A 25,163-nucleotide genomic window follows, 5' to 3' on the forward strand; every position below is an offset into this window, starting at 1 on the left:
GGCCTTTTTATTATCCAGGGCGTCAGGCCGGGCCATAACCCGGCATTGTGTTACTCGCCCTGCGTGGCGCTCTCAATCGTCAAGCGCACGTCCGAGGTAATCAGCTCTGCCAGCATCTGGTATACCTTCAACGTCTCTTCCGGCTCGGCATCACCCGTATCGCTGATGAAACCTTCATCGCGCAGCGTCAGCACCAGAGAACTGAAGACCGCTTTGTCGAAGAATTCAGGGGCGTTAATGCCGTGCAGAACGGACAGGCGCTGGGCCAGCGTCCGGCTCTCTTTCTCCAGCGTACCGCGGTTGATGGACGGGTTCGCGCTCAGCAGCCAGAACGTGATGGCGTAGCGCTGCAGCGTTTCGCGCGCACCGGCCGCCAGCAGCTGCAGGGTGCGGGAGCGTGACGGATTGATGTGCAGCTCGTCGTTGTGCAGGGTAATCAGCCCCTGGCGACGCATCTCTTCCGTCATCTTATCCAGTTCTGTCGCCAGCTCATCCTTACTCCAGCGCAGGAACAGCTCCGCTTTCAGCATCGGATAGAGGGTCTCAAGATGGCGCAATAGCTCCTGACGGGAGATATGACGATGCTGGGTAATAATGGCGGCCATGAGCGACGGCAGCATCAGCATATGCGTGATGTTGTTGCGGTAGTAGGTCATCAGAACGGCCTGCTCGCGCGGCAGAATGATGATGTCGCCGATCGTGTCCTTCTCCACTTCAAACTTGTTCATCTGCAACGCGTGATCGATAAGTTCACTGGCGGTTGCAGAAGGCACGGTCGAGTCAACCGAATACGGCACGTTACGCATCATGTCCAGATAGCAATCCAGCTGCTCCGTAAGCTGTTCACGGGTCAGCGAGCGCTGACGCGAAGCCAGAAGTGCCGTACAGCACAGGTTCATGGCGTTAGCCGCACCGGCGTTGTTAATGCGCACCATCAGCTCGGATGCGATGCCGTTAACCGTTGGCGTCAGCCAGGCCGGACGCACCGCTTCGATAGGATCGATGGACTCGCGCCATTCCGGCACATGATGGTTCAGGTAGGTCATCAGCGGCATCGGCTCGCCGAAGTTCACGTAGCCCTGACCGAGATTACGCAGCTTGCTCAAGCCGCGCAGCATCTGCGGCAGGCTCTCTTTCTCTTTGGTCGCGCCACGCAGCTCTTTCGCGTACGTGCCCACTTCCATCACGTGCTCATAGCCAATGTAAATTGGCACCAGCGTGATCGGACGGGTACCGCCGCGCAGCATGGCCTGGATGGTCATCGACAGCGTGCCGGTCTTCGGATCGAGCAGACGACCGGTACGGGAACGACCGCCCTCCACGAAGTACTCCACGGAATAGCCGCGGCTGAACAGCTCGCCCAGATACTCGCGGAACACGGTGGAGTAGAGCTTGTTGCCCTTGAAGGTACGACGAATAAAGAACGCGCCCAGGCGGCGGAAAATCGGGCCCGCGGGCCAGAAGTTCAGGTTGATACCGGCTGCGATGTGCGGTGGCACCAGCCCCTGGTGATAGAGCACGTAGGAAAGGAGCAGGTAGTCCATGTGGCTGCGGTGGCAGGGGACATAGACAATCTCATGGCCATCGTGCGCCAGCTGACGCACGCGCTCGGCGTTATGGACGTTGATACCCTGATACAGGCGGTTCCAGGTAAAGCCGAGAATACGATCGGACAGGCGAATCATCTCGTAAGAGAAGTTTGCTGCGATCTCTTCCATCAGCGCAATGGCGTTCTGCTGAGCTTTCTCATGCGAAATTTTCTTGCTGCGCGCTTCGTCTTCAACGGCGCGGGCGATCGCTTTTGAAGCCAACAGCTTGTTGAACAGATCCTGACGCGCCGGAAGGCGTGGCCCTACGGCCGCCAGGCGCTGACGGGCGAAGTGCATACGCGCCACGCGCGCCAGTTTTTGCGCGATGATCTTGTCGGTGCCGTGCTCGTCCGCCATGCGACGCAGCGAAACGGAAGGGGAGAAGCGCACAAAGCTGTCGCGTCCCAGCCAGGAGACCGCGAAGAACTTCTGGATGCCGTTAAGCATGCGCAGCGGCGGATTCTCTTCGCCTTTTTCACGACCCGGACGACGACCAAACATCACCGATACCGGCACCATCTGCACATCCAGATCGGGGTTGCTGCGGTGCAGGTCGAGATAGTCATGGAACAGCTTGATGGACTCTTCTTTCGGCGTGTAATAGGTAAACACGCGCGGCCCGCCGTGGATGAACACATAGCGTGGCAGCAGCGTACCGTCAACTTCCAGCGGTTCAAGCGGGTCAGGTAAGTCATGCGCCAGACACTGGGCGCGAAGCGTCAGTAAGTCTGCCTTCGAGTTATAAGGCAAAACGTACATAATAGGGCGCGACGTATCGAGCCCCAGTTCCAGCGCGGGTTCTGCTGGGATAGACTTGCTTTTTACCAGGATGCTTAATGGTAAATTAAGTAATTTGTAGTAAATTCGTGGCCAGCCGGACATAAACGATGTAAAGCCTCTGGTTAATAATGCAATTGCGGCGCAAGGATAACAGAAAGCGCGCAAAATTTCTGTTGTTACCCGTCATACTTCAGGCTGTAGCGAAACGCGCTCCGCCTCATGTTAATGACGCTCTTTTTTAAAAAAGGTTCTTTTAATGGCCAATAATACCACTGGGTTAACGCGTATCATCAAAGCCGCCGGCTATTCATGGAAAGGTTTCCGTGCCGCATGGGTCAACGAAGCCGCTTTTCGCCAGGAGGGCGTCGCCGCTATCATCGCGGTGATCGTCGCCTGTTTCCTTGATGTTGATGCTATTACCCGCGTACTGCTTATCGGTTCCGTACTTCTGGTGATGATAGTGGAAATTCTTAATAGCGCTATTGAGGCCGTTGTTGATCGCATTGGTTCCGATTTCCATGAGCTTTCTGGCCGTGCAAAAGACATGGGCTCTGCTGCCGTGTTGCTGGCGATTATCACTGCCGTTATCACCTGGGTCACCCTGCTTTGGTCACATTTCCGATGAGCCTCGAGGAATAATTAAGTCCCTGGTTTTTTGTGCAGTTTTTGGTTCCAAAATCGCCTTTGACTGTATATACTCACAGCATAACTGTATATACACCCAGGGGGCGGAATGAAAGCGTTAACGACCAGGCAGCAAGAGGTGTTTGATCTCATTCGGGATCATATCGGCCAGACGGGTATGCCACCCACGCGTGCGGAAATCGCGCAGCGTCTGGGCTTCCGTTCTCCGAATGCTGCCGAGGAACACCTGAAAGCGCTGGCGCGTAAGGGTGTGATTGAGATTGTGTCAGGCGCGTCGCGTGGTATCCGCCTGCTGGTGGAAGAAGAGACGGGCATTCCGCTGATAGGCCGCGTTGCTGCAGGTGAGCCGCTGCTGGCACAACAGCATATTGAAGGTCACTACCAGGTCGATCCCGGCATGTTCAAACCGAGCGCTGATTTCCTGCTGCGCGTCAGTGGCATGTCGATGAAAGACATCGGCATTCTTGATGGCGATCTGCTTGCGGTGCATAAAACCCAGGACGTGCGAAACGGCCAGGTCGTGGTCGCACGCATTGATGACGAAGTGACCGTTAAGCGTCTGAAAAAGCAGGGTAACACTGTTCAGTTGCTGCCCGAAAACAGCGAGTTCACCCCGATTGTGGTCGACCTCCGCGAACAGAGCTTCTCTATTGAAGGTCTGGCGGTAGGCGTGATTCGCAACGGTGAATGGCTGTAACCTCTTCCTGACAGGCTATGGCACCGCTGTAGCCTGATTCATTCCCCACTCCCGGTATCTTTCATGTCACTGCTGACGGCATCCGATAAGGCATTGTGGCGTCTTGCTCTGCCGATGATTTTCTCCAATATTACCGTGCCCTTGCTGGGGCTGGTTGATACTGCCGTTATAGGCCATCTTGATTCACCGGTTTATCTTGGCGGCGTGGCGATTGGCGCGACGGCAACCAGCTTCCTGTTTATGCTGCTGCTCTTTTTGCGCATGAGTACCACCGGTCTTACCGCACAGGCTTATGGCGCGAAAGATCCGCTGCGTCTGGCGCGCGCACTGGTGCAGCCGCTGATCCTCGCGCTTGGCGCGGGTGCGTTAATCGTTGTATTGCGGGCCCCCCTGATCGATCTTGCGCTTCATATCGTCGGTGGCAGCGAAGCGGTACTGGCGCAGGCGCGACGGTTCCTGGAAATCCGCTGGCTCAGCGCACCCGCCTCGCTGGCAAACCTGGTTCTGCTGGGGTGGCTACTGGGCGTGCAGTACGCCCGCGCGCCCGTGATTTTGCTGGTGGTGGGTAATCTGCTCAACATTGTTCTGGACGTCTGGCTGGTCATGGGTCTGCATATGAACGTGCAGGGCGCGGCGCTGGCGACGGCGATTGCCGAATACGGGACCTTTATCATTGGCTTGTGGATGGTCCGGCGTGTGCTGGCCATGCGCGGGATCTCCCTGGCGCTGCTCAAAACCGCATGGCGCGGCAATATCCGTAAGCTGCTGGCGCTCAACCGTGACATCATGTTGCGCTCGCTTCTTCTTCAGCTCTGCTTTGGTGCGCTGACGGTTTTCGGGGCTCGACTGGGGCCGGAAATCGTTGCGGTGAATGCGGTATTGATGACGCTTCTGACCTTTACCGCCTATGCGCTGGACGGTTTTGCCTACGCGGTTGAAGCGCATTCCGGGCAGGCGTACGGGGCGCGCGAAAGCGGGCAGCTACGGGAGGTCTGGCGGGCTGCCTGCCGTCAGTCGGGGCTGGTGGCGCTGGCCTTTGGTCTGGTTTACGCCTGCTTCGGTGAGCAGATCGTTGCATTGCTTACCTCTCTCCCTGCGCTGCGCGAGCTGGCGAGCCACTATCTCATCTGGCAAGTCGTCTTACCGGTGGTTGGCGTCTGGTGTTATCTGCTGGACGGCATGTTTATTGGGGCGACGCGCGGAGCCGAAATGCGCAACAGTATGGCTGTCGCGGCGGCCGGATTTGGCCTGACGCTCCTGACGCTCCCCTGGCTGGGGAATCATGGTTTATGGCTGGCCCTGGCCGTCTTCCTCTCGCTGCGCGGATTATCGCTGGCGTTTATCTGGCACCGACACTGGCAAAACAATACCTGGTTTCCCTCGCGCTCCGATATATCGTGACGGTTAAAGATTCCGAATATGAAATTAACCACGGAATCCTTAACTACAATAATTATCACGTCCAGCAGAAAAGAACGTAACGGACGTTACGACCCGACGCTTAACGAAGAGGACACGATGATGAATAAAGACGAAATCGGCGGCAACTGGAAGCAGTTCAAAGGTAAAGCGAAAGAACAGTGGGGTAAGCTGACGGATGACGACATGACCGTCATCGAAGGTAAACGCGATCAGCTTGTCGGTAAAATCCAGGAGCGTTATGGCTACGCAAAAGACCAGGCGGAAAAAGAAGTGGGCGACTGGGAAAAACGCAACGACTACCGCTGGTAACCGGGCTACACCCGAAAGTACAAGGAAGTACACCCTGAGGGCGGCCATGAGCCGCCTTTGCTTTTGCCGCTAACGCGGCTTTTTCTTCACCAGGATAGAGTGGTCGTGCTGACACGCGTCCTGATGGCGACAGGCTTCCACCTCCACGCACGCGGAACAGAGCCCGTGCGCTTCAATCACGTTATGACGCAGGGCAAAGCCCATTTTCGCTGCCAGCGTATGCATAATATCTTCCACGCCTTCCGCAGCCTCTTCTTTCACCACGCCGCAGCGGTCACAGATAAACATCGCCGATGTGTGGGTGGGCTGATCGAACAGATGGCATAGCACATAGCTGTTGGTGGATTCCACCTTGTGCACGAACCCTTGTTCAAGCAGGAAATCCAGCGCGCGATAGACCGTCGGCGGCTTTGCCTGCGGCTCGCTTTCGCGGAGTAGATCCAGCAGATCGTAGGCGCTGATGGCACCCTGCTGCAGGCTCATCAGACGTAATACTTCAAGGCGCTGCGGAGTCAGGCGCACATTGCGTTGCGCACACAGCTTTTCGGCCTGCGCTAACAGCTCTTTTGTGGACTTATCCATGTAGCACCCCGGATGTTATAGGACGGAAAACCTTCACTTTATCATGTTCTGCTAAAAACACCGAGATCCGCCAGTCTGTGCTATACCTGACCCATCGAAAACCGGGAGAACCAGAATGAAAAGACCTGACTGCATTCGACACTGGCGCGACGTGGAAGGCGCGGATGACTCGACCTACCCCGACAGCGATGAGCTGTTTTCCATTGGTGCTCCGCTGGCTCGCAGGCTTGGGCTCGGGCGTATTGGCATCCATCATGAGCGCCTGCCGCCTGGGCGCAGAACGTCCTATCCGCATGCGGAGAGCGACGAAGAAGAGTTTGTTTACGTGCTCGAAGGCTACCCCGAAGCCTGGATTAACGGCCACTTGTGGAAACTGGAGCCTGGCGACAGCGTAGGTTTTCCCGCCGGAACCGGCATCTGTCATACCTTTATCAACAACACGGACGATGAGGTTCGGCTCCTGGTCGTTGGCGAGGCCAACAAGAAGCACAACCGCATTTACTACCCGCTCAACCCCGTGTATGCCGCCACGCGGGAAGATCGCTGGGTAGATCATCCCCCGCAGTTTTTTGGGCCGCATGATGGAAAACCTGGGAAAAAATAATTTCCTCTTCTATAAATATTGAGGGCCGTCACAAAATATAACAGGCCGTAAGGGAGTTTTACTTAGGGAAAGAAATAGCGGGTCTTTTACTACTTATTCACAGCAATAGTTCGTTCCTGTTTGGGTGATAACAGACAGGGGTTATTTCATAACAGACTATAACGGGCATACTGTGAAAAAAAATTTTAAATTTTCGGTGGTTAGCATTGCTGTCTCCTTGTTTATGGCAAATCAGGCGGGAGCAGCCAATACCTGGACAGAATCACGCAGCGACGCAATGGGTGGCACCGGCGTGGCTTCGGGAAGCTATGGTAGTGGGGCGTTAATCAACCCCGCGCTGCTGGCAAAGGCAAAGCCGGACGATGATGTGACGGTCATATTGCCTTCGGTTGGCGCGCAAATCACGGATGAAGACAATCTTCAGGACGAGATTGATAACATCAACGACAAAATTAATCACTACAAGGATGTGGTTGATAATCTCACGCCACGAGAAATTATCACCAATCCATTAGGTTCCATTAATCAATTCCAGGGCGCGGCCAAAGATCTGGCCGATGAGCTGGACTATCTCAAAGGCAAAACCGCACGCGCAACGGCAGGGGCAGGGCTTGCGGTGAGTATCCCTAACGATGTCCTTTCGGTAGCCTTCATGGCGAAAGGCTATGCCCATGGCCGGGTGAGCTCGTCTATCGATCAGCAAGATATTGATTACCTTCGCCGTATTCAACGAAGCAATGTCGTGGCTGCCGGTGTCGCGCTGGACGCTGCGCTGAATGGTACGGATCAGATCACCAAAAACCTCAACTCAACGGCATCCGGCCGGGCGGCGATAGTCTCCGATTACGGTGTTGCTGTTGCCCGTCAGTTCGATCTGGGTGGCGTCCCGGTTTCCGTGGGGGTTACGCCAAAACTGCAAAAAACCTGGGTCTATAACTACACCACGTCAATCTACGATTACGACAGTAACAAGTGGAACGACAGCCGCTACCGCACTGACGATACGGGCTTCAACGTGGATGCCGGTATTGCGGCCGATTTCGGCGAACACTGGACCGTGGGCGTGAGCGGACAAAACCTGATGTCGCGTGATATCGACACCAAAGACATCCGTATTCGCAACGGCCGTACGGGAGAAGTGGTGAGCTATAAAGACACCTATCAGATCCGTCCGCTGGTGACCGCCGGTGCTGCCTGGCACAACGACCTGGTGACGCTGACCGCCGATGGCGATCTGACCGAAACCAAAGGCTTCAAGAGCGAAGATACATCGCAGTACGTGGGTGTCGGTGCCGAGGTGACGCCGCTGAGCTGGCTGGCGGTGCGTGCGGGTTATCGTGCCGACGTGAAGGGTAACGACAGCAATGTCTTTACCGGCGGTGTCGGTTTCGCGCCGTTTAGCACCGTGCATGTTGACCTGATGGGCCTGTACGGTGAAGACGAAACCTGGGGCGCAGGGGCTCAGCTGAGCATGACATTCTAAAGTCCACCGGAGGCGCTGCGCCTCCGGCTTTTCTTTGTGCTATAGTAGCGCCCCTTTTCCACCAGATGCTTAAAACTTCGCCATGTCGTCAGAATTACAGACCGCTTTCCCTGCACACCGTTTTTCCATTGCGCCGATGCTCGACTGGACGGACAGACACTGCCGCTATTTCCTGCGCCAGCTCTCCCGCCATACGCTGCTGTACACCGAAATGGTGACCACAGGCGCAATCATTCACGGCAAGGGCGACTATCTGGCCTATAGCGAAGAAGAGCATCCGGTTGCCCTGCAATTGGGCGGCAGCGATCCGGCCGCCCTGGCGCAGTGCGCGAAGCTGGCTGAAGCGCGCGGCTACGACGAGATCAACCTCAACGTTGGCTGCCCGTCCGATCGCGTGCAAAACGGCATGTTCGGCGCCTGCCTGATGGGGAACGCGCAGCTGGTGGCGGACTGTATCAAGGCGATGCGCGACGTCGTTTCCATTCCGGTGACGGTCAAAACCCGTATCGGGATTGACGACCAGGACAGCTACGAATTCCTGTGCGATTTCATCAATACGGTCTCCGGCAAGGGCGAATGCGAGATGTTTATCATCCACGCGCGAAAAGCCTGGCTCTCCGGCCTGAGCCCGAAAGAGAACCGTGAAATCCCGCCGCTGGACTACCCGCGCGTGTATCAGCTGAAGCGTGACTTCCCGCACCTGACGATGTCCATTAACGGCGGCATCAAGTCGCTGGAAGAGGCCAAAGCGCATCTTGAACATATGGATGGGGTGATGGTCGGGCGCGAGGCGTATCAGAACCCGGGCATTCTGGCGACGGTCGATCGCGAAATCTTTGGCATCGAAGGTGCAGACACCGATCCGGTTGCCGTCGTGCGGGCGATGTATCCTTACATTGAGCGCGAGCTGAGCAACGGTACGTATCTCGGCCATATCACTCGCCATATGCTTGGGCTGTTCCAGGGCATTCCGGGCGCGCGTCAGTGGCGTCGCTACCTGAGCGAAAACGCGCATAAAGCCGGTGCCGATATTGAGGTGCTGGAACATGCGTTGCGCCTGGTGGCGGACAAGCGATAACTTTCGCTAAAAGTTCGTCAAATTCACCACGCCCTGCGAATTCTCGCGGGGCGTTTTGCTTTAAGAACAACACGTTATGTCTGGCATGATTCTTGTAATGTTTGCTGCATCATTCGGGAACTCGTGGGAGAGCACCATGCTGGAACTACTTTTTGTGATTGGCTTTTTTGTCATGCTGTTAGCAACGGGCATTTCGCTGCTTGGCATTCTGGCGGCTATCGTGGTGGCGACGGTCGTCATGTTTATTGGCGGATTGTTTGCCCTGACGATCAAACTGCTGCCGTGGTTACTGCTGGCCGTGGCGGTGGTATGGGTGATACGGGCGATTAAATCGCCAAAAGTGCCCAGTTATCAGCGCAATAACCGCTTCCGTTACTAAGGTATTGAGGGGTTCGTCACAGAGTTGTAACTTTTCCGGCAGCCTGGCTTAGAACAGAATAGGATTTACTTATCGAATCTGTCACTATGACTGCCGTTAAAGAATTCATCGCGCTGTACCCTACATACAGCCGAACTAAAAAAAAAAAGGGCTTCCCACGGGAAGCCCAATTTCTTTTTGGGGCTCAGGGAATCAATAAACTCGACCCCTGCGTTGCCCGGCTCTCCAGCACCTCATGCGCACGCTGCGCATCGGCTAGCGGGTATTTCTGCGCTTCTGCCACATCCACCTTAATGACGCCGCTGGCGATCAGCGAGAACAGCTCGTTGCTGGCTTCCTCAAGTTCTTCCCGGTTGGTGATGTAGCCTTGCAGGGAAGGGCGCGTGACGTACAGCGAGCCTTTCTGGTTAAGGATGCCCAGATTCACGCCGGTGACTGCGCCTGACGCATTCCCGAAGCTCACCATCAGCCCACGACGCTGCAGGCAGTCCAGCGACGCTTCCCAGGTGTCTTTCCCTACCGAGTCATACACCACGCGCACCTTTTTGCCGCTGGTGATCTCCTTCAGCCGTTCGACAATGCTCTCTTCACGGTAGTTAATCACCTGCCAGGCGCCCGCCTGCAGCGCGCGCTGGGCTTTTTGGGCATTGCCCACGGTGCCGATCAGTTTTGCGCCCAGCGCTTTTGCCCACTGACAGGCGATGAGCCCGACGCCACCCGCCGCGGCATGAAACAGGAACTGCTCGTCGGGTTTAATTTCATAGGTTTTGCGCAGCAGGTAGTAAACGGTTAACCCTTTCAGAAAGGAGGCCGCCGCCTGCTCAAAGGAGATGGCGTTGGGCAGCAGGGCGGCTTTATCCGCCGGGACGTTGTGGACGGTGCTGTAAGCGCCCAGCGGAGATTGCGCGTACACCACGCGGTCGCCTTCTTTAATATGCTTAACCGCGCTGCCCACTTTGACGACGACGCCGGCCGCCTCGGTGCCCAGTCCGCTCGGCATCGACGGAGGCGGGTAGAGCCCGCCGCGAATATAGGTGTCGATGTAGTTTATGCCGATGGCTTTGTTTTCAACCTGCACTTCGTTTTCGCCAGGCGCGGTGGGGGTGAACTCCACCGCGTTGAGTACGTCAGGGCCACCATGCTTGTGAAATTCAATACGTGTTGCCATGCTTCCTCCAGAATGTGGTAATCTTTCGACCCACTCTTTATCTCGGTAACTCCATTCACTATGGCAGGAAACAAACCCTTCAACAAACAGACTGAACCTCGCGAGCGTGATTTCCAGGTCGCAGGGTTAAAAGTCCCGCCGCACTCGATTGAAGCGGAACAGTCGGTGTTGGGCGGTTTAATGCTGGATAACGAGCGCTGGGACGACGTCGCCGAGCGCGTGGTGTCTGAGGATTTCTACACCCGTCCGCACCGTCATATCTTTACCGAAATGGCGCGCCTGCAGGAGTCGGGTAGCCCGATTGACCTGATCACGCTCGCGGAGTCGCTGGAGCGTCAGGGACAGCTGGACAGCGTTGGCGGGTTTGCCTATCTGGCAGAACTGTCAAAAAACACGCCAAGTGCGGCGAACATCAGCGCTTATGCTGACATCGTGCGTGAACGCGCCGTTGTCCGCGAGATGATCTCGGTGGCGAATGAGATCGCCGAAGCGGGTTTTGATCCGCAGGGTCGCACCAGTGAAGACCTGCTCGACCTTGCCGAGTCCCGCGTCTTCAAAATCGCCGAAAGCCGCGCCAACAAAGACGAAGGCCCCAAAAACATCGCCGACGTCCTCGACGCCACCGTTGCCCGTATCGAACAGCTGTTCCAGCAGCCGCACGACGGTGTGACCGGGGTGAACACCGGTTATGACGATCTCAACAAAAAAACCGCCGGTCTGCAGCCGTCGGATTTGATTATCGTCGCCGCGCGTCCGTCGATGGGTAAAACGACATTTGCGATGAACCTCGTCGAAAATGCGGCGATGTTGCAGGATAAGCCGGTACTGATTTTCAGCCTTGAGATGCCCTCCGAGCAGATCATGATGCGTTCTCTGGCATCGCTGTCGCGCGTGGACCAGACCCGCATCCGTACCGGTCAGCTCGACGATGAGGACTGGGCGCGCATCTCCGGCACCATGGGCATTCTGCTGGAAAAACGTAACATCTATATTGATGACTCTTCCGGCCTGACGCCGACGGAAGTCCGTTCCCGCGCGCGTCGTATCGCCCGCGAACACGGCGGTATCGGCCTTATCATGATCGACTACCTTCAGCTGATGCGCGTCCCGTCGCTCTCCGACAACCGTACGCTGGAGATCGCCGAAATTTCCCGCTCGCTCAAGGCGTTAGCCAAAGAACTGCACGTGCCGGTGGTGGCGCTGTCGCAGCTTAACCGCTCTCTGGAACAACGTGCCGACAAGCGCCCGGTCAACTCCGACCTGCGTGAATCCGGCTCCATCGAGCAGGATGCCGACTTAATCATGTTTATCTACCGTGATGAGGTTTATCACGAGAACAGCGACCTGAAAGGGATCGCCGAAATTATTATTGGTAAACAACGTAACGGCCCGATCGGGACGGTGCGTCTGACCTTTAACGGCCAGTGGTCGCGTTTCGACAACTATGCCGGTCCTCAATATGATGATGAGTAATTTCTAAGGAATTCAAATGCAAGCGGCAACTGTTGTCATTAACCGCCGCGCTCTGCGACACAACCTGCAACGTCTGCGTGAACTGGCACCCGCCAGCAAGCTCGTTGCAGTCGTGAAAGCGAACGCTTACGGACACGGTCTTCTTGAGACCGCGCGAACGCTCCCCGATGCCGACGCCTTTGGCGTCGCCCGTCTTGAAGAAGCCCTCCGCCTGCGCGCGGGGGGGATTACCCAGCCGATTCTGCTCCTCGAAGGCTTTTTCGAAGCCGCCGATCTGCCAACTATCGCGGATCAGCATCTGCACACGGCGGTACACAACGAAGAACAGCTGGCCGCGCTGGAAACCGCTGAGCTGAGCGAGCCGGTGACCGTGTGGATGAAGCTTGATACGGGCATGCACCGTCTGGGCGTGCGTCCGGAAAGCGCCGAAGCGTTTTATCAGCGTTTATGCCGGTGCAAAAACGTGCGCCAGCCGGTGAATATTGTCAGCCACTTCGCCCGTGCCGATGAGCCCGAGTGCGGTGCGACCGAGCGACAGCTGGATATCTTTAATACCTTCTGCGAAGGCAAGCCGGGGATGCGCTCGATCGCCGCATCCGGCGGTATTCTGCTGTGGCCGCAGTCGCATTTCGACTGGGCGCGACCGGGCATCATTCTTTACGGCGTGTCGCCGCTGGAGAATAAACCCTGGGGGCCGGACATGGGTTTCCAGCCGGTGATGTCTCTGGTGTCTACTCTGATTGCCGTGCGAGAACACAAAGCCGGTGAACCGGTGGGCTATGGTGGCACCTGGACCAGCGAGCGCGACACGCGTCTCGGCGTGGTGGCGATGGGCTACGGCGACGGCTATCCGCGCGCAGCACCAACGGGTACGCCGGTGCTGGTCAACGGTCGCGAGGTGAAGATCGTTGGCCGCGTGGCGATGGACATGATTTGCGTCGATCTGGGGCCAGAAGCGCAGGATAAACCCGGCGACGATGTGGTGATGTGGGGGGAAGGTTTACCCGTTGAACGTATTGCTGAAATCACTAAAGTGAGTGCTTACGAACTTATCACCCGCCTGACGTCTCGGGTGGCGATGAAGTACATCGACTAACATTTCATTCCAGGGAAGGATAATGTCCCTTTCAGAAATCGCTGCGTGTCTGGCCTATGCTCTCTCAGTCTGGCTGGCCGCCAGAAATAATATCCATACGTGGTGGATAGGCATCATCGGTAGCGGGCTTTATGCCTGGGTCTTCTATTCTGTGCAGCTTTATGCTGACGTTACCCTTCAGTTCTTTTTCATCATAACGAGCATAACCGGCTGGCTGCATTGGCTTAAAGGCAATCATGGAGAGGTCTTGTCTGTCCGTCGTACCAGACCGGGACATTTTTTTATGCTTTTAGCCTGCGCCGTAAGCGTAGCAGCGGCGTACGGGTGGATATTGCATCTCTATACCAACGCATGGGCCCCCTGGCTGGACTCCATCATTTTGACATTCAGTATTCTTGCTCAGTTTATGTTGATGGGACGGCGTCTGGAAAACTGGTACATCTGGCTTGCCGTTAACACGCTGGCAGTACCGCTGTACGCGACGAGAGAACTGTATCTGACCGCCGGTTTATATCTGGTGTTTTGGTTTAATGCGTGGCACGGACTGTATCAGTGGCGCAAGGAGATCCGTGCGCAATGACGCTGTATGCCAACGGCCTGGTGGTAGGCAAATTCGCACCATTACATGCAGGCCATGAAGCGCTTATCAATACGGCACTTGAGCAGTGCGAGACGGTCTGTATCATCAGCTATTCGTCGCCGGAAATACGCGGTTACGAACCTGAAAAGCGGCTTAACTGGTTAACAACGCGCTTTCCGCAATGTCGCCACCTCGTGCTTTCGCCGCATGTGTTGGCTGCATATGGCCTTGCGCCACCGCCACCGAATGACGCTGATGACGATCTTCACCGGCATTATGTTGCAACGCTGTGTGAGGACATTTTGCACTGTCAGCCAGAGGCGGTATTTACTGCCGAAGACTATGGAGACGGGTTTGCCGCTGTCCTGAGCCAGCGTTTCGGACGACCGGTTGCGCACGTGCGTCTCCAGCGCCAACGGGGACCAGAGGCCCCTTCGGGAACGCTCATCCGTTCTGATGTTCATCGTTATCGTAAGATGATGTCCCCAGAGGTGTACCGCAGCTTTGTTTTTCGTATCTGCTTATTAGGTGGAGAATCGACGGGCAAAAGCACGCTAGCAAAGGCTCTGGCGCAGACGCTAAACGTTCCGTACGTTGCAGAGTATGGCCGTGAACACTGGGAAGCGAAGAACGGTATCCTGGATCGGGAGGATTTGCTGCATATTGCCCGCGAGCAAGTACGTCGGGAAGCATTAGCCTGCACGGCGCCTTATCTGGTCTGTGATACCTCACCTTTAACGACCCTGTTTTACGCACTCGATCAGTTTGGCAGCGCGCCGCAGGCGTTAAAGGAGTTAGCTGAACGAGACTATGCACTGGTCGTACTTTGCGGAGATGAATTTCCGTTTGTGCAGGATGGCACCCGGCAGGGCGAGGCGTTTCGCCATCGACAGCAAGTATGGTATGAAGCAGAGCTGTCGGCACGAAATATTCCTTTTCTGCGCGTGCGGGGCTCACTGCCTGAGCGAATCGATCACATTTGCCGATATATCCAGGGACCGATCTGATATCGCTCTCGACCTTCATCTGCTTCCGGTTTATTGTTGAAATCCCTGCCTCATCGAATTCCGGAGAACCATCGCGTGTTTCAGAAAGTTGACGCCTATGCCGGCGACCCTATCCTCTCCTTAATGGAGCGTTTCAAAGAAGATCCTCGCAGCGACAAAGTGAACCTCAGCATCGGTCTGTATTACAACGAGGATGGCATTATTCCTCAATTAAAAGCCGTTGCCGAAGCCGAAGCGCGTCTGAACGCGGTTCCACACGGCGCGTCTCTTTATCTGCCGATGGAAGGGCTAAACGCTTATCGCAACACCATTGCACCGCTGCTGTTCGGCGCCGATCACGCAGTGCTCGCGCAAAAACGCGTGGCGACTATCCAGACGCTGGGCGGCTCGGGTGCGCTGAAAGTCGGTGCAGACTTCCTGAAAAAATATTTCCCGGATTCAGGCGTGTGGGTCAGCGACCCGACGTGGGAAAACCACGTTGCGATCTTCGAGGGCGCGGGCTTTAAGGTGGCGACCTATCCGTGGTTCGACAGCGAAACGAACGGCGTGCGCGTTGACGCGCTGCTGGAAAAGCTGAACACGCTGCCAGCGCGCAGTATTGTGCTGCTGCACCCATGCTGCCATAACCCAACCGGGGCGGATCTCACCAATGCCCAGTGGGATGCGGTGATCGAGGTGCTGAAGACCCGCGACCTGATCCCGTTCCTCGACATTGCCTACCAGGGCTTTGGCGCGGGTATGGAAGAAGACGCCTATGCCATCCGTGCCGCTGCCAGCGCCGGGCTGCCTGTACTGGTGAGTAACTCCTTCTCTAAGATCTTCTCCCTGTACGGTGAACGCGTTGGTGGCCTGTCCGTGGTGTGTGAAGACGCCGAAGCGGCGGGCCGCGTGCTGGGCCAGCTGAAAGCGACGGTGCGCCGTATCTACTCCAGCCCGCCAAACTTTGGTGCTCAGGTGGTGGCGACGGTTCTCGGTGACGAAACGCTGAAAGCATCCTGGCTTGCCGAAGTGGAAGCGATGCGTAAGCGCATCCTGTCGATGCGTCAGGCGCTGGTTAACGTCCTGAAAGAGGCTGTGCCAGGGCATAACTTTGATTATCTGCTCAAGCAGCGCGGGATGTTCAGCTATACCGGACTGAGCGCGGCGCAGGTCGATCGCCTGCGCGAAGAGTTCGGTGTCTACCTGATCGCCAGCGGCCGTATGTGCGTGGCGGGCCTGAATGCCAGCAACGTTCACCGCGTGGCGCAGGCGTTTGCAGCTGTGATGTAAGTACTCACTACTTTTTATCTCCCTCTCCCTGTGGGAGAGGGCTGGGGTGAGGGCATCAGGCCGCAGAAAATCTTGCCCGGTGGCGGCTGCGCCTTACCGGGCCTACATCACTCATCCACACTTTGTGATCGTCTTCTTTTTATTCCGCTTCATAAGCAAAAACTCCTTCCCTTCACCTCCCGCTGGGGTTAAGGTCGGATAGTTTTTTGACCATTCACTCAAAATAAAACGATAACAAGCTGAATATTCAGGGGAAAACATGCGCAAGATCACACTGGCGCTCAGCGCCGCCTGCTTATTGTTCTCACTTAATAGCGCCGTCGTCGCACGTGCCTCGGCACCGACGCCGCTTTACACCGGCACCACCGCCGCCATGCTTGCCGAACAGGCGCCCATTCACTGGGTCTCCGTGGCCCAAATCGAAAACAGCCTGATGGGACGCGCGCCAATGGCCGTGGGCTTCGACATTGACGATACCGTGCTGTTCTCAAGCCCTGGCTTCTGGCGCGGCAAAAAAATGTATTCACCGGACAGCGAAGCGTATCTAAAGAATCCGGAGTTCTGGGAAAAAATGAATAACGGCTGGGACGAGTACAGCATCCCGAAAGAGGTCGCCCGGGCGCTTATTGCTATGCACGTTAAGCGCGGTGACAGCATTTACTTCGTTACCGGCCGTAGCCAGACCAAAACGGAAACCGTCTCCAGAACACTGCAGGACGATTTCCAGATCCCGGTTGCCAATATGAATCCGGTCATTTTTGCGGGTGACAAAGAGGGGCAAAACACCAAAATCCAGTGGCTGGAAAAGAAAAACATCAAAGTGTTTTATGGCGATTCGGATAATGACATTACCGCCGCGCAGGATGCAGGTGCCAGAGGGATCAGGGTGTTACGCGCGTCTAACTCGACCTATCGACCGCTGCCGATGGCCGGAAAGTTTGGTGAAGAGGTGATCGTCAACTCGGAGTATTAAGCCGCTAGCAGCGAGTTTGACTCTTTTTTAATCAAATCTCGCTGCTGCGGGTTTTACCTTTCGCCTTCTTGCTGCACACTTAGAAAGATTCATCTTTCATTACGGAGCAGCAGATGTGGTACCAACAGACCCTGACCTTAAGCGCTAAACCACGCGGTTTTCACCTGGTGACGGATGAAGTCATCGGGCAGCTCCGCGACCTGTCGCGGGTCAAAACGGGTTTGCTGCATCTGCTGCTTCAGCACACGTCAGCCTCTCTCACGCTGAATGAAAATTGCGATCCCACCGTCCGGTCTGACATGGAGCGTCATTTTCTGAAGAGCGTCCCGGACAACGCGCCCTACGAGCATGACTATGAGGGGGCGGACGATATGCCTTCGCATATCAAATCTTCCCTGCTGGGTGTATCGCTGATGCTGCCGGTCCACAACGGACGGCTGCTGTTGGGCACGTGGCAGGGGATCTGGCTGGGAGAGCATCGCATTCACGGTGGTTCGCGTAAAATTATCGCCACGCTACAAGGGGAATAAAGATGACAATTTCGGAGATACTTCAGTACTGCATGAGCAAGCCCGGCGCGGAGCAGAGCGTCCATAGCGACTGGAAAGCCACGCAGGTTAAGGTGGGGGATGTGCTGTTTGCGATGGTGAAAGAGGTGGAGGGCCGTCCGGCGGCGTCGCTGAAAACCAGCCCTGAACTGGCGGATTTACTGCGTCAGCAGCATGATGACGTGAGGCCGAGCCAGCACCTCAATAAGGCGCACTGGAGCACCGTCTATCTGGATGGATCGATTCCAGGCTCGCAAATTTACTACCTGGTGGACGCGTCCTATCAGCAGGCGGTTGAGCTGCTGCCGGAAACGACCCGACAGCAACTCTCCGTGTGACAATTACAGCAACGGTTTAAGGAAGCGCGCGGTGTGCGAGGCTTCGCACTCTGCAACGGTCTCTGGCGTACCGGAGACGAGGATTTCACCGCCGCCGCTGCCGCCTTCCGGGCCAAGATCGACAATCCAGTCCGCGGTTTTAATCACGTCCAGGTTATGTTCGATGACCACGATGGTGTTGCCCTGATCGCGCAGCTGATGCAGCACGTCCAGCAGCTGCTGGATGTCGGCAAAGTGCAGACCGGTGGTCGGCTCATCCAGGATATACAGCGTCTGGCCGGTACCGCGTTTTGACAGCTCGCGCGCCAGCTTCACGCGCTGCGCTTCACCGCCGGACAGCGTTGTGGCGGACTGCCCCAGACGAATATAGGTCAGGCCGACGTCCATCAGCGTCTGCAGCTTACGCGCCAGCGCGGGAACGGCGTCAAAGAACTCGCGCGCCTCTTCGATGGTCATATCCAGCACTTCGTGGATGGTCTTGCCCTTGTACTTAATCTCCAGCGTTTCGCGGTTATAGCGCTTGCCTTTGCACTGGTCGCACGGCACGTAGATATCCGGCAGGAAGTGCATCTCAACCTTGATCACGCCGTCGCCCTGGCACGCTTCACAGCGACCGCCGCGCACGTTAAAGCTGAAACGTCCCGGCGTGTAGCCGCGTGAACGCGCTTCCGGCACACCGGCAAAAAGTTCACGTACGGGCGTGAAAACACCGGTATAGGTTGCCGGGTTAGAGCGCGGCGTACGGCCAATCGGGCTCTGGTCGATGTCGATAACCTTATCGAAATGCTCCAGCCCCTGGATGTCACGGTACGGTGCCGGTTCGGCCAGCGTCGCGCCGTTCAGCGCCGTCTGAGCAATCGGGAACAGCGTATCGTTGATCAGCGTCGACTTACCGGAACCGGACACGCCGGTAATGCAGGTAAACAGGCCCACCGGCAGCGTCAGGGTAACGTCTTTCAGGTTGTTGCCGCGCGCGCCGGTCAGCTTCAGCACTTTTTCCGGGTTCGCCGCCACGCGCTGTTTTGGTACTTCAATCTTGCGCTTGCCGCTCATGTACTGGCCGGTCAGCGACTCGGGCACCGCCATAATGTCCTTCAGCGTGCCTTCCGCCACCACCTGGCCGCCGTGCACGCCAGCGCCCGGGCCGATGTCGATCACGTGGTCTGCGGCGCGGATCGCGTCTTCGTCGTGCTCCACCACGATCACCGTGTTACCGAGGTTACGCAGGTGAACCAGGGTGCCGAGCAGACGTTCGTTATCGCGCTGGTGCAGGCCGATGGACGGCTCATCGAGCACGTACATCACGCCCACCAGGCCCGCACCAATCTGGCTCGCCAGACGAATACGCTGGGCTTCACCGCCGGAGAGCGTTTCTGCCGAGCGTGAAAGCGTCAGGTAGTTCAGTCCGACGTTCACCAGGAACTTCAGGCGATCGCCAATCTCTTTCAAGACTTTTTCGGCAATTTTGGCGCGCTGGCCGGAGAGCTTCAGGTTATTGAAGAAGTCCATCGCGTGGCCGATGCTCATGTCTGAGATGGTCGGCAGCGCCGTATTTTCCACAAACACGTGGCGCGCTTCGCGACGCAGGCGCGTGCCCTCGCAGGTGGCGCAGGAGCGGTTGCTGATGAACTTCGCCAGCTCCTCGCGCACCGCGCTGGATTCGGTCTCTTTGTAGCGGCGCTCCATATTGTGCAGCACCCCTTCGAACGGGTGGCGACGCACGGAGGTATCGCCGCGATCGTTCATATACTTGAACTCGATGTTCTCTTTGCCAGAACCGAACAGGATCACTTTGTGTACGTTCGGGCTCAGGCTCGCCCACGGCGCTTCCACGTCAAACTTGTAGTGCTCCGCCAGCGACTTCAGCATCTGGAAGTAATAGAAGTTACGCTTGTCCCAGCCGCGAATGGCGCCACCCGCCAGCGACAGCTCCGGATTCTGGATCACGCGGTCCGGGTCGAAATACTGCTGGACGCCCAGACCGTCACACGTCGGGCAGGCGCCCGCCGGGTTGTTAAACGAGAACAGGCGCGGTTCCAGCTCGCGCATGCTGTAGCCGCAAATCGGGCAGGCAAAGTTGGCGGAGAAGAGCAGCTCTTCCGCCTGCGGGTCGTCCATGTCGGAAACCACGGCCGTGCCGCCGGAGAGCTCCAGCGCCGTTTCAAACGATTCTGCGAGACGCGTGGCGAGATCGTCACGCACCTTAAAGCGGTCAATCACCACCTCGATGGTGTGCTTCTTCTGCAGTTCCAGCTTGGGAGGGTCGGACAGGTCACACACCTCGCCGTCAATACGGGCGCGGATATAGCCCTGGCTTGCCAGGTTCTCCAGCGTTTTGGTGTGTTCGCCCTTACGCTCTTTAATGATTGGCGCCAGCAGCATCAGGCGTTTGCCTTCCGGCTGAGACAGCACGTTATCCACCATCTGGCTCACGGTCTGTGCCGCCAGCGGGACGTCGTGGTCCGGGCAGCGCGGCTCACCCACGCGGGCATACAGCAGACGCAGGTAGTCATGAATTTCAGTAATGGTACCGACCGTGGAGCGCGGGTTATGCGACGTGGACTTCTGCTCGATAGAGATAGCAGGAGACAACCCTTCAATGTGGTCGACATCCGGTTTTTCCATCAGCGACAGGAACTGACGCGCGTACGCCGAGAGCGATTCAACGTAACGACGCTGTCCTTCGGCATACAGAGTGTCGAAAGCCAGTGAGGATTTGCCAGACCCCGAAAGCCCGGTCACGACAATGAGTTTGTCGCGAGGGATTATGAGGTTGATATTCTTGAGATTGTGGGTGCGGGCGCCCCGAACTTCGATCTTATCCATTCACCTTTCCCGGTTGGAACACGGATTGCCTGGTTTGTTTGAAGGACAAACGGCTGTCAGAAACGGCTAATTATGACACAATTTGACCTGTTTGAATATACAGTATTGGAATGCATTTTCTGACGGACTGTGTAACAATGTTATGTTCGCACGAGAACTCTGGAATCCATCTCGCAGCTATCAAAATGCAGCGTGGAAATGGTACACTCGCGCGTTTACACTATTAAGAAACGTATTCAGGAGACACGAACATGGCCAGCAGAGGCGTAAACAAGGTGATTCTCGTCGGTAATCTGGGCCAGGACCCGGAAGTACGCTACATGCCGAGTGGTGGCGCAGTTGCCAACATTACGCTGGCTACTTCCGAATCCTGGCGTGATAAAGCGACCGGTGAGATGAAAGAGCAGACCGAATGGCACCGCGTTGTGCTGTTTGGCAAACTGGCAGAAGTGGCCGGTGAGTATCTGCGTAAAGGTTCTCAGGTCTATATCGAAGGCCAGCTGCGTACCCGCAAATGGACCGATCAGTCCGGTGCTGAGAAGTACACCACTGAAGTCGTGGTTAACGTCGGCGGCACCATGCAGATGCTGGGTGGCCGTCAGGGCGGTGGCGCACCAGCAGGTGGCGGCCAGCAGCAGGGCGGTTGGGGGCAGCCTCAGCAGCCACAGGGCGGCAACCAGTTCAGCGGCGGCGCGCAGTCTCGTCCGCAGCAGCAGTCTGCTCCGGCGCCGTCTAACGAACCGCCAATGGATTTCGACGACGACATTCCGTTCTGATTTGTGCGTCCTTCAAACAAAAAACCCAGACATCGTCTGGGTTTTTTTATTCCATAAAGGGATCAGGTAATCACCATTGGCCAGTCTGGTGGCGTGTGGCTCATCGCTTCAACCATCACCACTTTGATATTTTCCCAGACGGCGGCGATATCCAGCAGGGTAATGCCAAGCAACCCCGTTGCAAACCAACATGCTGCACCCAGCCCCAACAGGGTGCTGATGACAGCGAGACCCGCGTAGTCAGATTTACGAAACTGAATGTTCAGCGTGCTGGCCAAAAACATCAGTACCGCACTCAACAAAGGCCAGCGCAGGAGAACCATGCTGGTAGTAATGGTTGCCATAAACCCATCCTCTACAAAACAGACGACCTGAATGAAACGGTGTTTCTCGTTACAGAATATGTGTGAACTATATCACATTTGTTGATTTATTCGCCAGTGTCTGTGTGATCAAAAAACGGTTTTTATTCCTCAGGTAAAGAGTGTGTGCAGGCTGGCCCTGCCTTCGGCGCGCGAGGAGGCGCCCCCCAGCGTGCCGGAAACGTCCATCGGGCTAGTGGTGATACCTCAAATTCGGTTTTTATAAGAGGGGCTCAGTCGAATCATAAAATAGTGCGGCGAAGACTGATTATTTATAAATCAACGCACACAATGCCCCACAGTAAATAGCATAAAACGTCATGATAAAGGTGCGCTTTTTTCATGCTGCCAGAAGTTTGGCTTAATCAACGATCGTCTGTTGTGTTATCTTCCCTCCGCCTTCGAGGGCTGGATAATTATTTTCCTTAATTGAAACGGAACGAATACTTACAGTTTCACTTACGGGAAAATATTATCGTCATAACGAAATTTAAGATATTTAATACGAAAAGTCAGTTGCTAACTTCGCATGATTCATGCAACGTAATCACCTGTTTAACACAGCATCCGGCCTTCATTACTACAGGCGTACAACATGCAGGGATATAGGGCGGGAAATGAATCGTAGCGCGCGGCGCAAGATGCTCAGGGTGGTAGGGATCATCATGGTAGTTATGCTGCCGGTGATGCTTGCGCTATGGTTTGCCCAGCTAAGAGCCGTGTCTGAAACAAGCGCCCAGCTACGGACATTTGCTGAACTGGCTTTAGACAAAACTGAGCTGGTTATACAACAGGTTGATCTGGCCCGGGACGAGGCAGAAAAATATCGGGGCGAGCTCTGTACCCCGGGACACCGTCAATATATGTTGAACGTTGTTCGTGGTCGCCTGTTTGTTGCCGATTTAATTTACGCTGAAGGTCAGAATTTTCTTTGTTCGACCGTTTTTACACCGGATCAACCCTACGCCATACCCGTCGCTAATTACACGCGAAAACCTGACGTCGCTATCTATTATTATCGCGACACCCCATTTTATACTGGCTATAAAATGACATATATGCAGCGCGGAAATTATGTAGTGGTCGTTAATCCACTTTCATACAGCGAAGTCATGTCCGCGGATCATTCTCTCTCGTGGGGGGTTTACGACACGGTAACCAATGCTTTCTTTTCCGTCAGTCAGAAAGCCAACGTTTCGTTATTAAATTCGCTGATTCGGGATAAGGAATCGGTATTTCAAAAAGATAACCGCTTTTATACGATCGTCACATCCCCTAAAAGACCGATTGCGGCCATCGTGTCGACATCGAATAAACGCTTTTATGAAACGCTTTATCATCAGGCGACATTAACGCTGCCGCTGGGCATGATCTGCAGCATTATTATTTTGCTGGTCTGGTCCCGTACTCATCGTGAGCTTAATTCGCCGGGGCGTTTACTGCACCGGGCGCTGAACAAACGCCAGCTTTGCGTGCACTATCAACCGATTATTGATATTAAGAACAACCGGTGTGTCGGCGCGGAGGCGTTGTTACGCTGGCCGGGTTTTAACGGTCAGGTGATGAGCCCGGCTGAGTTTATTCCGCTGGCTGAAAATGAGGGGATGAGCGAGCGGATTACGGATTACGTCGTTGAGGAAGTGTTCAGCGATTTGGGCCATTTCCTGGCCGAGCATCCGCATCTCTATATTTCGATTAACCTGTCGGCCACGGATTTCCACTCCTCGCGGCTGATCGCCATGATTTCTGAGAAGGCTCGCCACTACGCCGTCCGCGCGCAGCAAATCAAAATTGAAGTGACGGAACGCGGTTTTATCGATGTGCCTAAAACCACGCCGGTGATTCAGGCTTTCCGTCAGGCGGGGTATGAAGTGGCGATCGATGATTTCGGTACCGGCTATTCGAACCTGCACAACCTCTACTCGCTGAACGTCGATATTCTGAAAATCGATAAATCGTTTATCGATACCTTAACGACCAACAGCACCAGCCACCTGATCGCCGAGCATATTATCGAGATGGCGCAAAGCCTGCGGCTGAAAACCATTGCGGAAGGGGTCGAGACGGCAGAGCAGGTGAGCTGGCTGTTGAAGCGCGGCGTCCAGTTTTGTCAGGGATGGCACTTCGCGAAAGCGATGCCGCCCCAGGAATTTATGACCTGGCAGCAGCAACCTTTGCACTGAGAGTAATTAATTCAACTGGTGGCGATAGTCGCTCGGCGTGCGGTCAAACTCGCGGCGAAACACGCGGGAAAAGGTTTGTTGCGACACATAGCCAAGATCCATCGCGATATCAAAAATCGGCCGCTGCGTTGAGCGTAGCGCCTGCGCCGCCAGCAGCAGCCTGCGCTGACGAATGTACTCACCCAGCGTCTGATGCATGACCGTGCGGAACATTCTCTGTAAATACCATTTCGAATAGCCCGACTTTTTCGCGACCACATCAATGTTCAACGGTTGGTCGATATGATCGTCAATCCATTCAATAAGCGTCTGAATAATCTGCTGATGCGACATAAGGTTGCCCCTCTGTAGATACAACTTTCTCGGTTGATTCGTCGTTTTCTCTGCGGGGGAGTATAATTCCTCAGGTTAACTTGAGGTAAAGAGGTTTTATGGAAAAGAGATTGCCGCGCATTAAAGCGCTGTTAACCCCCGGCGAAGTGGCAAAGCGAAGCGGCGTTGCGGTGTCGGCGCTCCACTTCTATGAAAGCAAAGGGTTAATTAAAAGCATCCGCAACGGCGGCAACCAGCGTCGCTATACCCGCGACGTGCTCCGCTACGTGGCGATTATCAAAATTGCGCAACGAATCGGCATTCCCCTGGCTACCATTGGCGAGGCATTTGGCGTGCTGCCGGAAGGGCATACGCTGAGCCCGAAAGAGTGGAAAGAGCTTTCATCCCAGTGGCGAGAAGAGCTGGACAGGCGTATCCATACGCTGGTCGCGCTGCGCGATGAGCTGGATGGTTGTATCGGCTGCGGCTGCCTGTCGCGCAGCGACTGCCCGTTGCGTAACCCCGGCGACAAACTGGGCGAACAGGGGACGGGAGCGCGGTTGCTGGAAGAGGATTGAGATCGGTTTGCCGGGTGGCGGCTGCGCCTTACCCGGCCTACAACACCGAGAACGTAGGCCGGGTAAGCGAAGCGCCACCCGGCAAAACCCCGCATAATAAAGAACT

At 55.8% G+C, this 25,163-nt stretch carries 25 protein-coding genes; 19 read left to right on the forward strand and 6 right to left on the reverse strand.

Annotation, left to right across the window (positions count from 1 at the left end; all coding sequences use genetic code 11):
* Positions 1-50 precede the first annotated feature (50 nt).
* A complete protein-coding gene (gene plsB / locus ACOTXI_RS18920) occupies positions 51-2,471 on the reverse strand; it encodes a glycerol-3-phosphate 1-O-acyltransferase PlsB (RefSeq protein WP_058653805.1) in 2,421 nt (806 codons plus the stop codon).
* Between the two features lie 154 nt (positions 2,472-2,625).
* Here plsB and ACOTXI_RS18925 point away from each other — a divergent pair, with 154 nt between their 5' ends.
* The 4 genes from ACOTXI_RS18925 to ACOTXI_RS18940 all read left to right on the forward strand — a co-directional run bounded on the left by ACOTXI_RS18925 (position 2,626) and on the right by ACOTXI_RS18940 (position 5,442).
* Positions 2,626-2,994, forward strand: a complete 369-nt coding sequence (locus tag ACOTXI_RS18925; RefSeq protein ID WP_021242750.1) for a diacylglycerol kinase — start codon at positions 2,626-2,628, stop codon at positions 2,992-2,994.
* Positions 2,995-3,102: 108 nt separating this feature from the next.
* Entirely contained in the window at positions 3,103-3,711 is a 609-nt protein-coding gene (lexA, locus tag ACOTXI_RS18930; RefSeq protein ID WP_008503366.1) for a transcriptional repressor LexA, read from the forward strand.
* Positions 3,712-3,774: 63 nt separating this feature from the next.
* On the forward strand, positions 3,775-5,112 hold the full coding sequence (gene dinF, locus ACOTXI_RS18935) for an MATE family efflux transporter DinF (protein WP_021242751.1): 1,338 nt from the start codon (positions 3,775-3,777) through the stop codon (positions 5,110-5,112).
* 120 nt (positions 5,113-5,232) lie between these two features.
* Complete coding sequence (locus ACOTXI_RS18940) at positions 5,233-5,442, forward strand: CsbD family protein (RefSeq protein WP_014830284.1); 210 nt, start codon at positions 5,233-5,235, stop codon at positions 5,440-5,442.
* 69 nt (positions 5,443-5,511) lie between these two features.
* Here ACOTXI_RS18940 and zur read toward each other — a convergent pair whose 3' ends face one another.
* Entirely contained in the window at positions 5,512-6,024 is a 513-nt protein-coding gene (zur, locus tag ACOTXI_RS18945; RefSeq protein ID WP_008503369.1) for a zinc uptake transcriptional repressor Zur, read from the reverse strand.
* 115 nt (positions 6,025-6,139) lie between these two features.
* Between zur and ACOTXI_RS18950 the strand changes: the two genes are divergently transcribed.
* The 4 genes from ACOTXI_RS18950 to pspG all read left to right on the forward strand — a co-directional run bounded on the left by ACOTXI_RS18950 (position 6,140) and on the right by pspG (position 9,568).
* Positions 6,140-6,628, forward strand: coding sequence for a cupin domain-containing protein (locus tag ACOTXI_RS18950; protein WP_021242753.1), 489 nt, complete (start codon positions 6,140-6,142; stop codon positions 6,626-6,628).
* A gap of 172 nt (positions 6,629-6,800) precedes the next feature.
* On the forward strand, positions 6,801-8,111 hold the full coding sequence (locus ACOTXI_RS18955; protein ID WP_021242754.1) for a conjugal transfer protein TraF: 1,311 nt from the start codon (positions 6,801-6,803) through the stop codon (positions 8,109-8,111).
* Positions 8,112-8,193: 82 nt separating this feature from the next.
* Entirely contained in the window at positions 8,194-9,189 is a 996-nt protein-coding gene (gene dusA, locus ACOTXI_RS18960; protein ID WP_032623124.1) for a tRNA dihydrouridine(20/20a) synthase DusA, read from the forward strand.
* Positions 9,190-9,325: 136 nt separating this feature from the next.
* On the forward strand, positions 9,326-9,568 hold the full coding sequence (gene pspG, locus ACOTXI_RS18965; protein ID WP_008503373.1) for an envelope stress response protein PspG: 243 nt from the start codon (positions 9,326-9,328) through the stop codon (positions 9,566-9,568).
* Between the two features lie 184 nt (positions 9,569-9,752).
* Here pspG and ACOTXI_RS18970 read toward each other — a convergent pair whose 3' ends face one another.
* Complete coding sequence (locus ACOTXI_RS18970) at positions 9,753-10,736, reverse strand: quinone oxidoreductase (RefSeq protein WP_058653806.1); 984 nt, start codon at positions 10,734-10,736, stop codon at positions 9,753-9,755.
* Between the two features lie 60 nt (positions 10,737-10,796).
* Here ACOTXI_RS18970 and dnaB point away from each other — a divergent pair, with 60 nt between their 5' ends.
* From dnaB to ACOTXI_RS19010, 8 genes are all read left to right on the forward strand, one after another.
* Positions 10,797-12,209 carry a replicative DNA helicase gene (gene dnaB / locus ACOTXI_RS18975; RefSeq protein WP_008503375.1) on the forward strand — a complete coding sequence of 471 codons (1,413 nt, stop codon included), beginning with the start codon at positions 10,797-10,799 and terminating at the stop codon, positions 12,207-12,209.
* A 16-nt stretch (positions 12,210-12,225) separates the two neighbouring features.
* A complete protein-coding gene (gene alr, locus ACOTXI_RS18980) occupies positions 12,226-13,305 on the forward strand; it encodes an alanine racemase (protein WP_008503376.1) in 1,080 nt (359 codons plus the stop codon).
* Positions 13,306-13,327: 22 nt separating this feature from the next.
* The gene (gene pnuC, locus ACOTXI_RS18985; protein ID WP_008503377.1) at positions 13,328-13,885 is read left to right on the forward strand and encodes a nicotinamide riboside transporter PnuC; all 558 of its coding nucleotides are present in this window, start codon (positions 13,328-13,330) and stop codon (positions 13,883-13,885) included.
* Complete coding sequence (locus tag ACOTXI_RS18990; protein WP_008503378.1) at positions 13,882-14,892, forward strand: AAA family ATPase; 1,011 nt, start codon at positions 13,882-13,884, stop codon at positions 14,890-14,892. The genes pnuC and ACOTXI_RS18990 overlap by 4 nt, the downstream gene beginning before the upstream one ends.
* Positions 14,893-14,967: 75 nt before the next feature.
* Positions 14,968-16,161 carry an aromatic amino acid transaminase gene (tyrB, locus tag ACOTXI_RS18995; RefSeq protein WP_008503379.1) on the forward strand — a complete coding sequence of 398 codons (1,194 nt, stop codon included), beginning with the start codon at positions 14,968-14,970 and terminating at the stop codon, positions 16,159-16,161.
* A gap of 259 nt (positions 16,162-16,420) precedes the next feature.
* Entirely contained in the window at positions 16,421-17,134 is a 714-nt protein-coding gene (aphA, locus tag ACOTXI_RS19000) for an acid phosphatase AphA (protein ID WP_008503380.1), read from the forward strand.
* Between the two features lie 113 nt (positions 17,135-17,247).
* Positions 17,248-17,664, forward strand: coding sequence for a secondary thiamine-phosphate synthase enzyme YjbQ (locus tag ACOTXI_RS19005; RefSeq protein ID WP_008503381.1), 417 nt, complete (start codon positions 17,248-17,250; stop codon positions 17,662-17,664).
* A gap of 2 nt (positions 17,665-17,666) precedes the next feature.
* Positions 17,667-18,020 carry an MmcQ/YjbR family DNA-binding protein gene (locus tag ACOTXI_RS19010; protein WP_008503382.1) on the forward strand — a complete coding sequence of 118 codons (354 nt, stop codon included), beginning with the start codon at positions 17,667-17,669 and terminating at the stop codon, positions 18,018-18,020.
* Between the two features lie 3 nt (positions 18,021-18,023).
* Here the strand turns inward: ACOTXI_RS19010 and uvrA are convergent, their stop codons facing one another.
* Positions 18,024-20,846, reverse strand: a complete 2,823-nt coding sequence (gene uvrA / locus ACOTXI_RS19015) for an excinuclease ABC subunit UvrA (protein ID WP_008503383.1) — start codon at positions 20,844-20,846, stop codon at positions 18,024-18,026.
* A 251-nt stretch (positions 20,847-21,097) separates the two neighbouring features.
* Between uvrA and ssb1 the strand changes: the two genes are divergently transcribed.
* A complete protein-coding gene (ssb1, locus tag ACOTXI_RS19020) occupies positions 21,098-21,622 on the forward strand; it encodes a single-stranded DNA-binding protein SSB1 (RefSeq protein WP_008503384.1) in 525 nt (174 codons plus the stop codon).
* 62 nt (positions 21,623-21,684) lie between these two features.
* On the opposite strand, the gene ACOTXI_RS19025 is transcribed toward ssb1, so the two are convergent.
* Positions 21,685-21,966 carry a YjcB family protein gene (locus ACOTXI_RS19025; RefSeq protein ID WP_008503385.1) on the reverse strand — a complete coding sequence of 94 codons (282 nt, stop codon included), beginning with the start codon at positions 21,964-21,966 and terminating at the stop codon, positions 21,685-21,687.
* Between the two features lie 635 nt (positions 21,967-22,601).
* Here ACOTXI_RS19025 and ACOTXI_RS19030 point away from each other — a divergent pair.
* Entirely contained in the window at positions 22,602-24,167 is a 1,566-nt protein-coding gene (locus tag ACOTXI_RS19030; RefSeq protein WP_023293514.1) for an EAL domain-containing protein, read from the forward strand.
* A gap of 6 nt (positions 24,168-24,173) precedes the next feature.
* Here ACOTXI_RS19030 and soxS read toward each other — a convergent pair whose 3' ends face one another.
* Entirely contained in the window at positions 24,174-24,500 is a 327-nt protein-coding gene (gene soxS / locus ACOTXI_RS19035) for a superoxide response transcriptional regulator SoxS (RefSeq protein WP_008503387.1), read from the reverse strand.
* 98 nt (positions 24,501-24,598) lie between these two features.
* Here soxS and soxR point away from each other — a divergent pair, with 98 nt between their 5' ends.
* Positions 24,599-25,057 (forward strand): redox-sensitive transcriptional activator SoxR, encoded by a 459-nt coding sequence (gene soxR / locus ACOTXI_RS19040; RefSeq protein ID WP_008503388.1) that lies wholly within the window; start codon positions 24,599-24,601, stop codon positions 25,055-25,057.
* Positions 25,058-25,163 lie beyond the last annotated feature (106 nt).

This window comes from Enterobacter cloacae complex sp. BZL2005, assembly GCF_049238885.1.
Taxonomy (GTDB): Bacteria; Pseudomonadota; Gammaproteobacteria; order Enterobacterales; family Enterobacteriaceae; genus Enterobacter; species Enterobacter roggenkampii.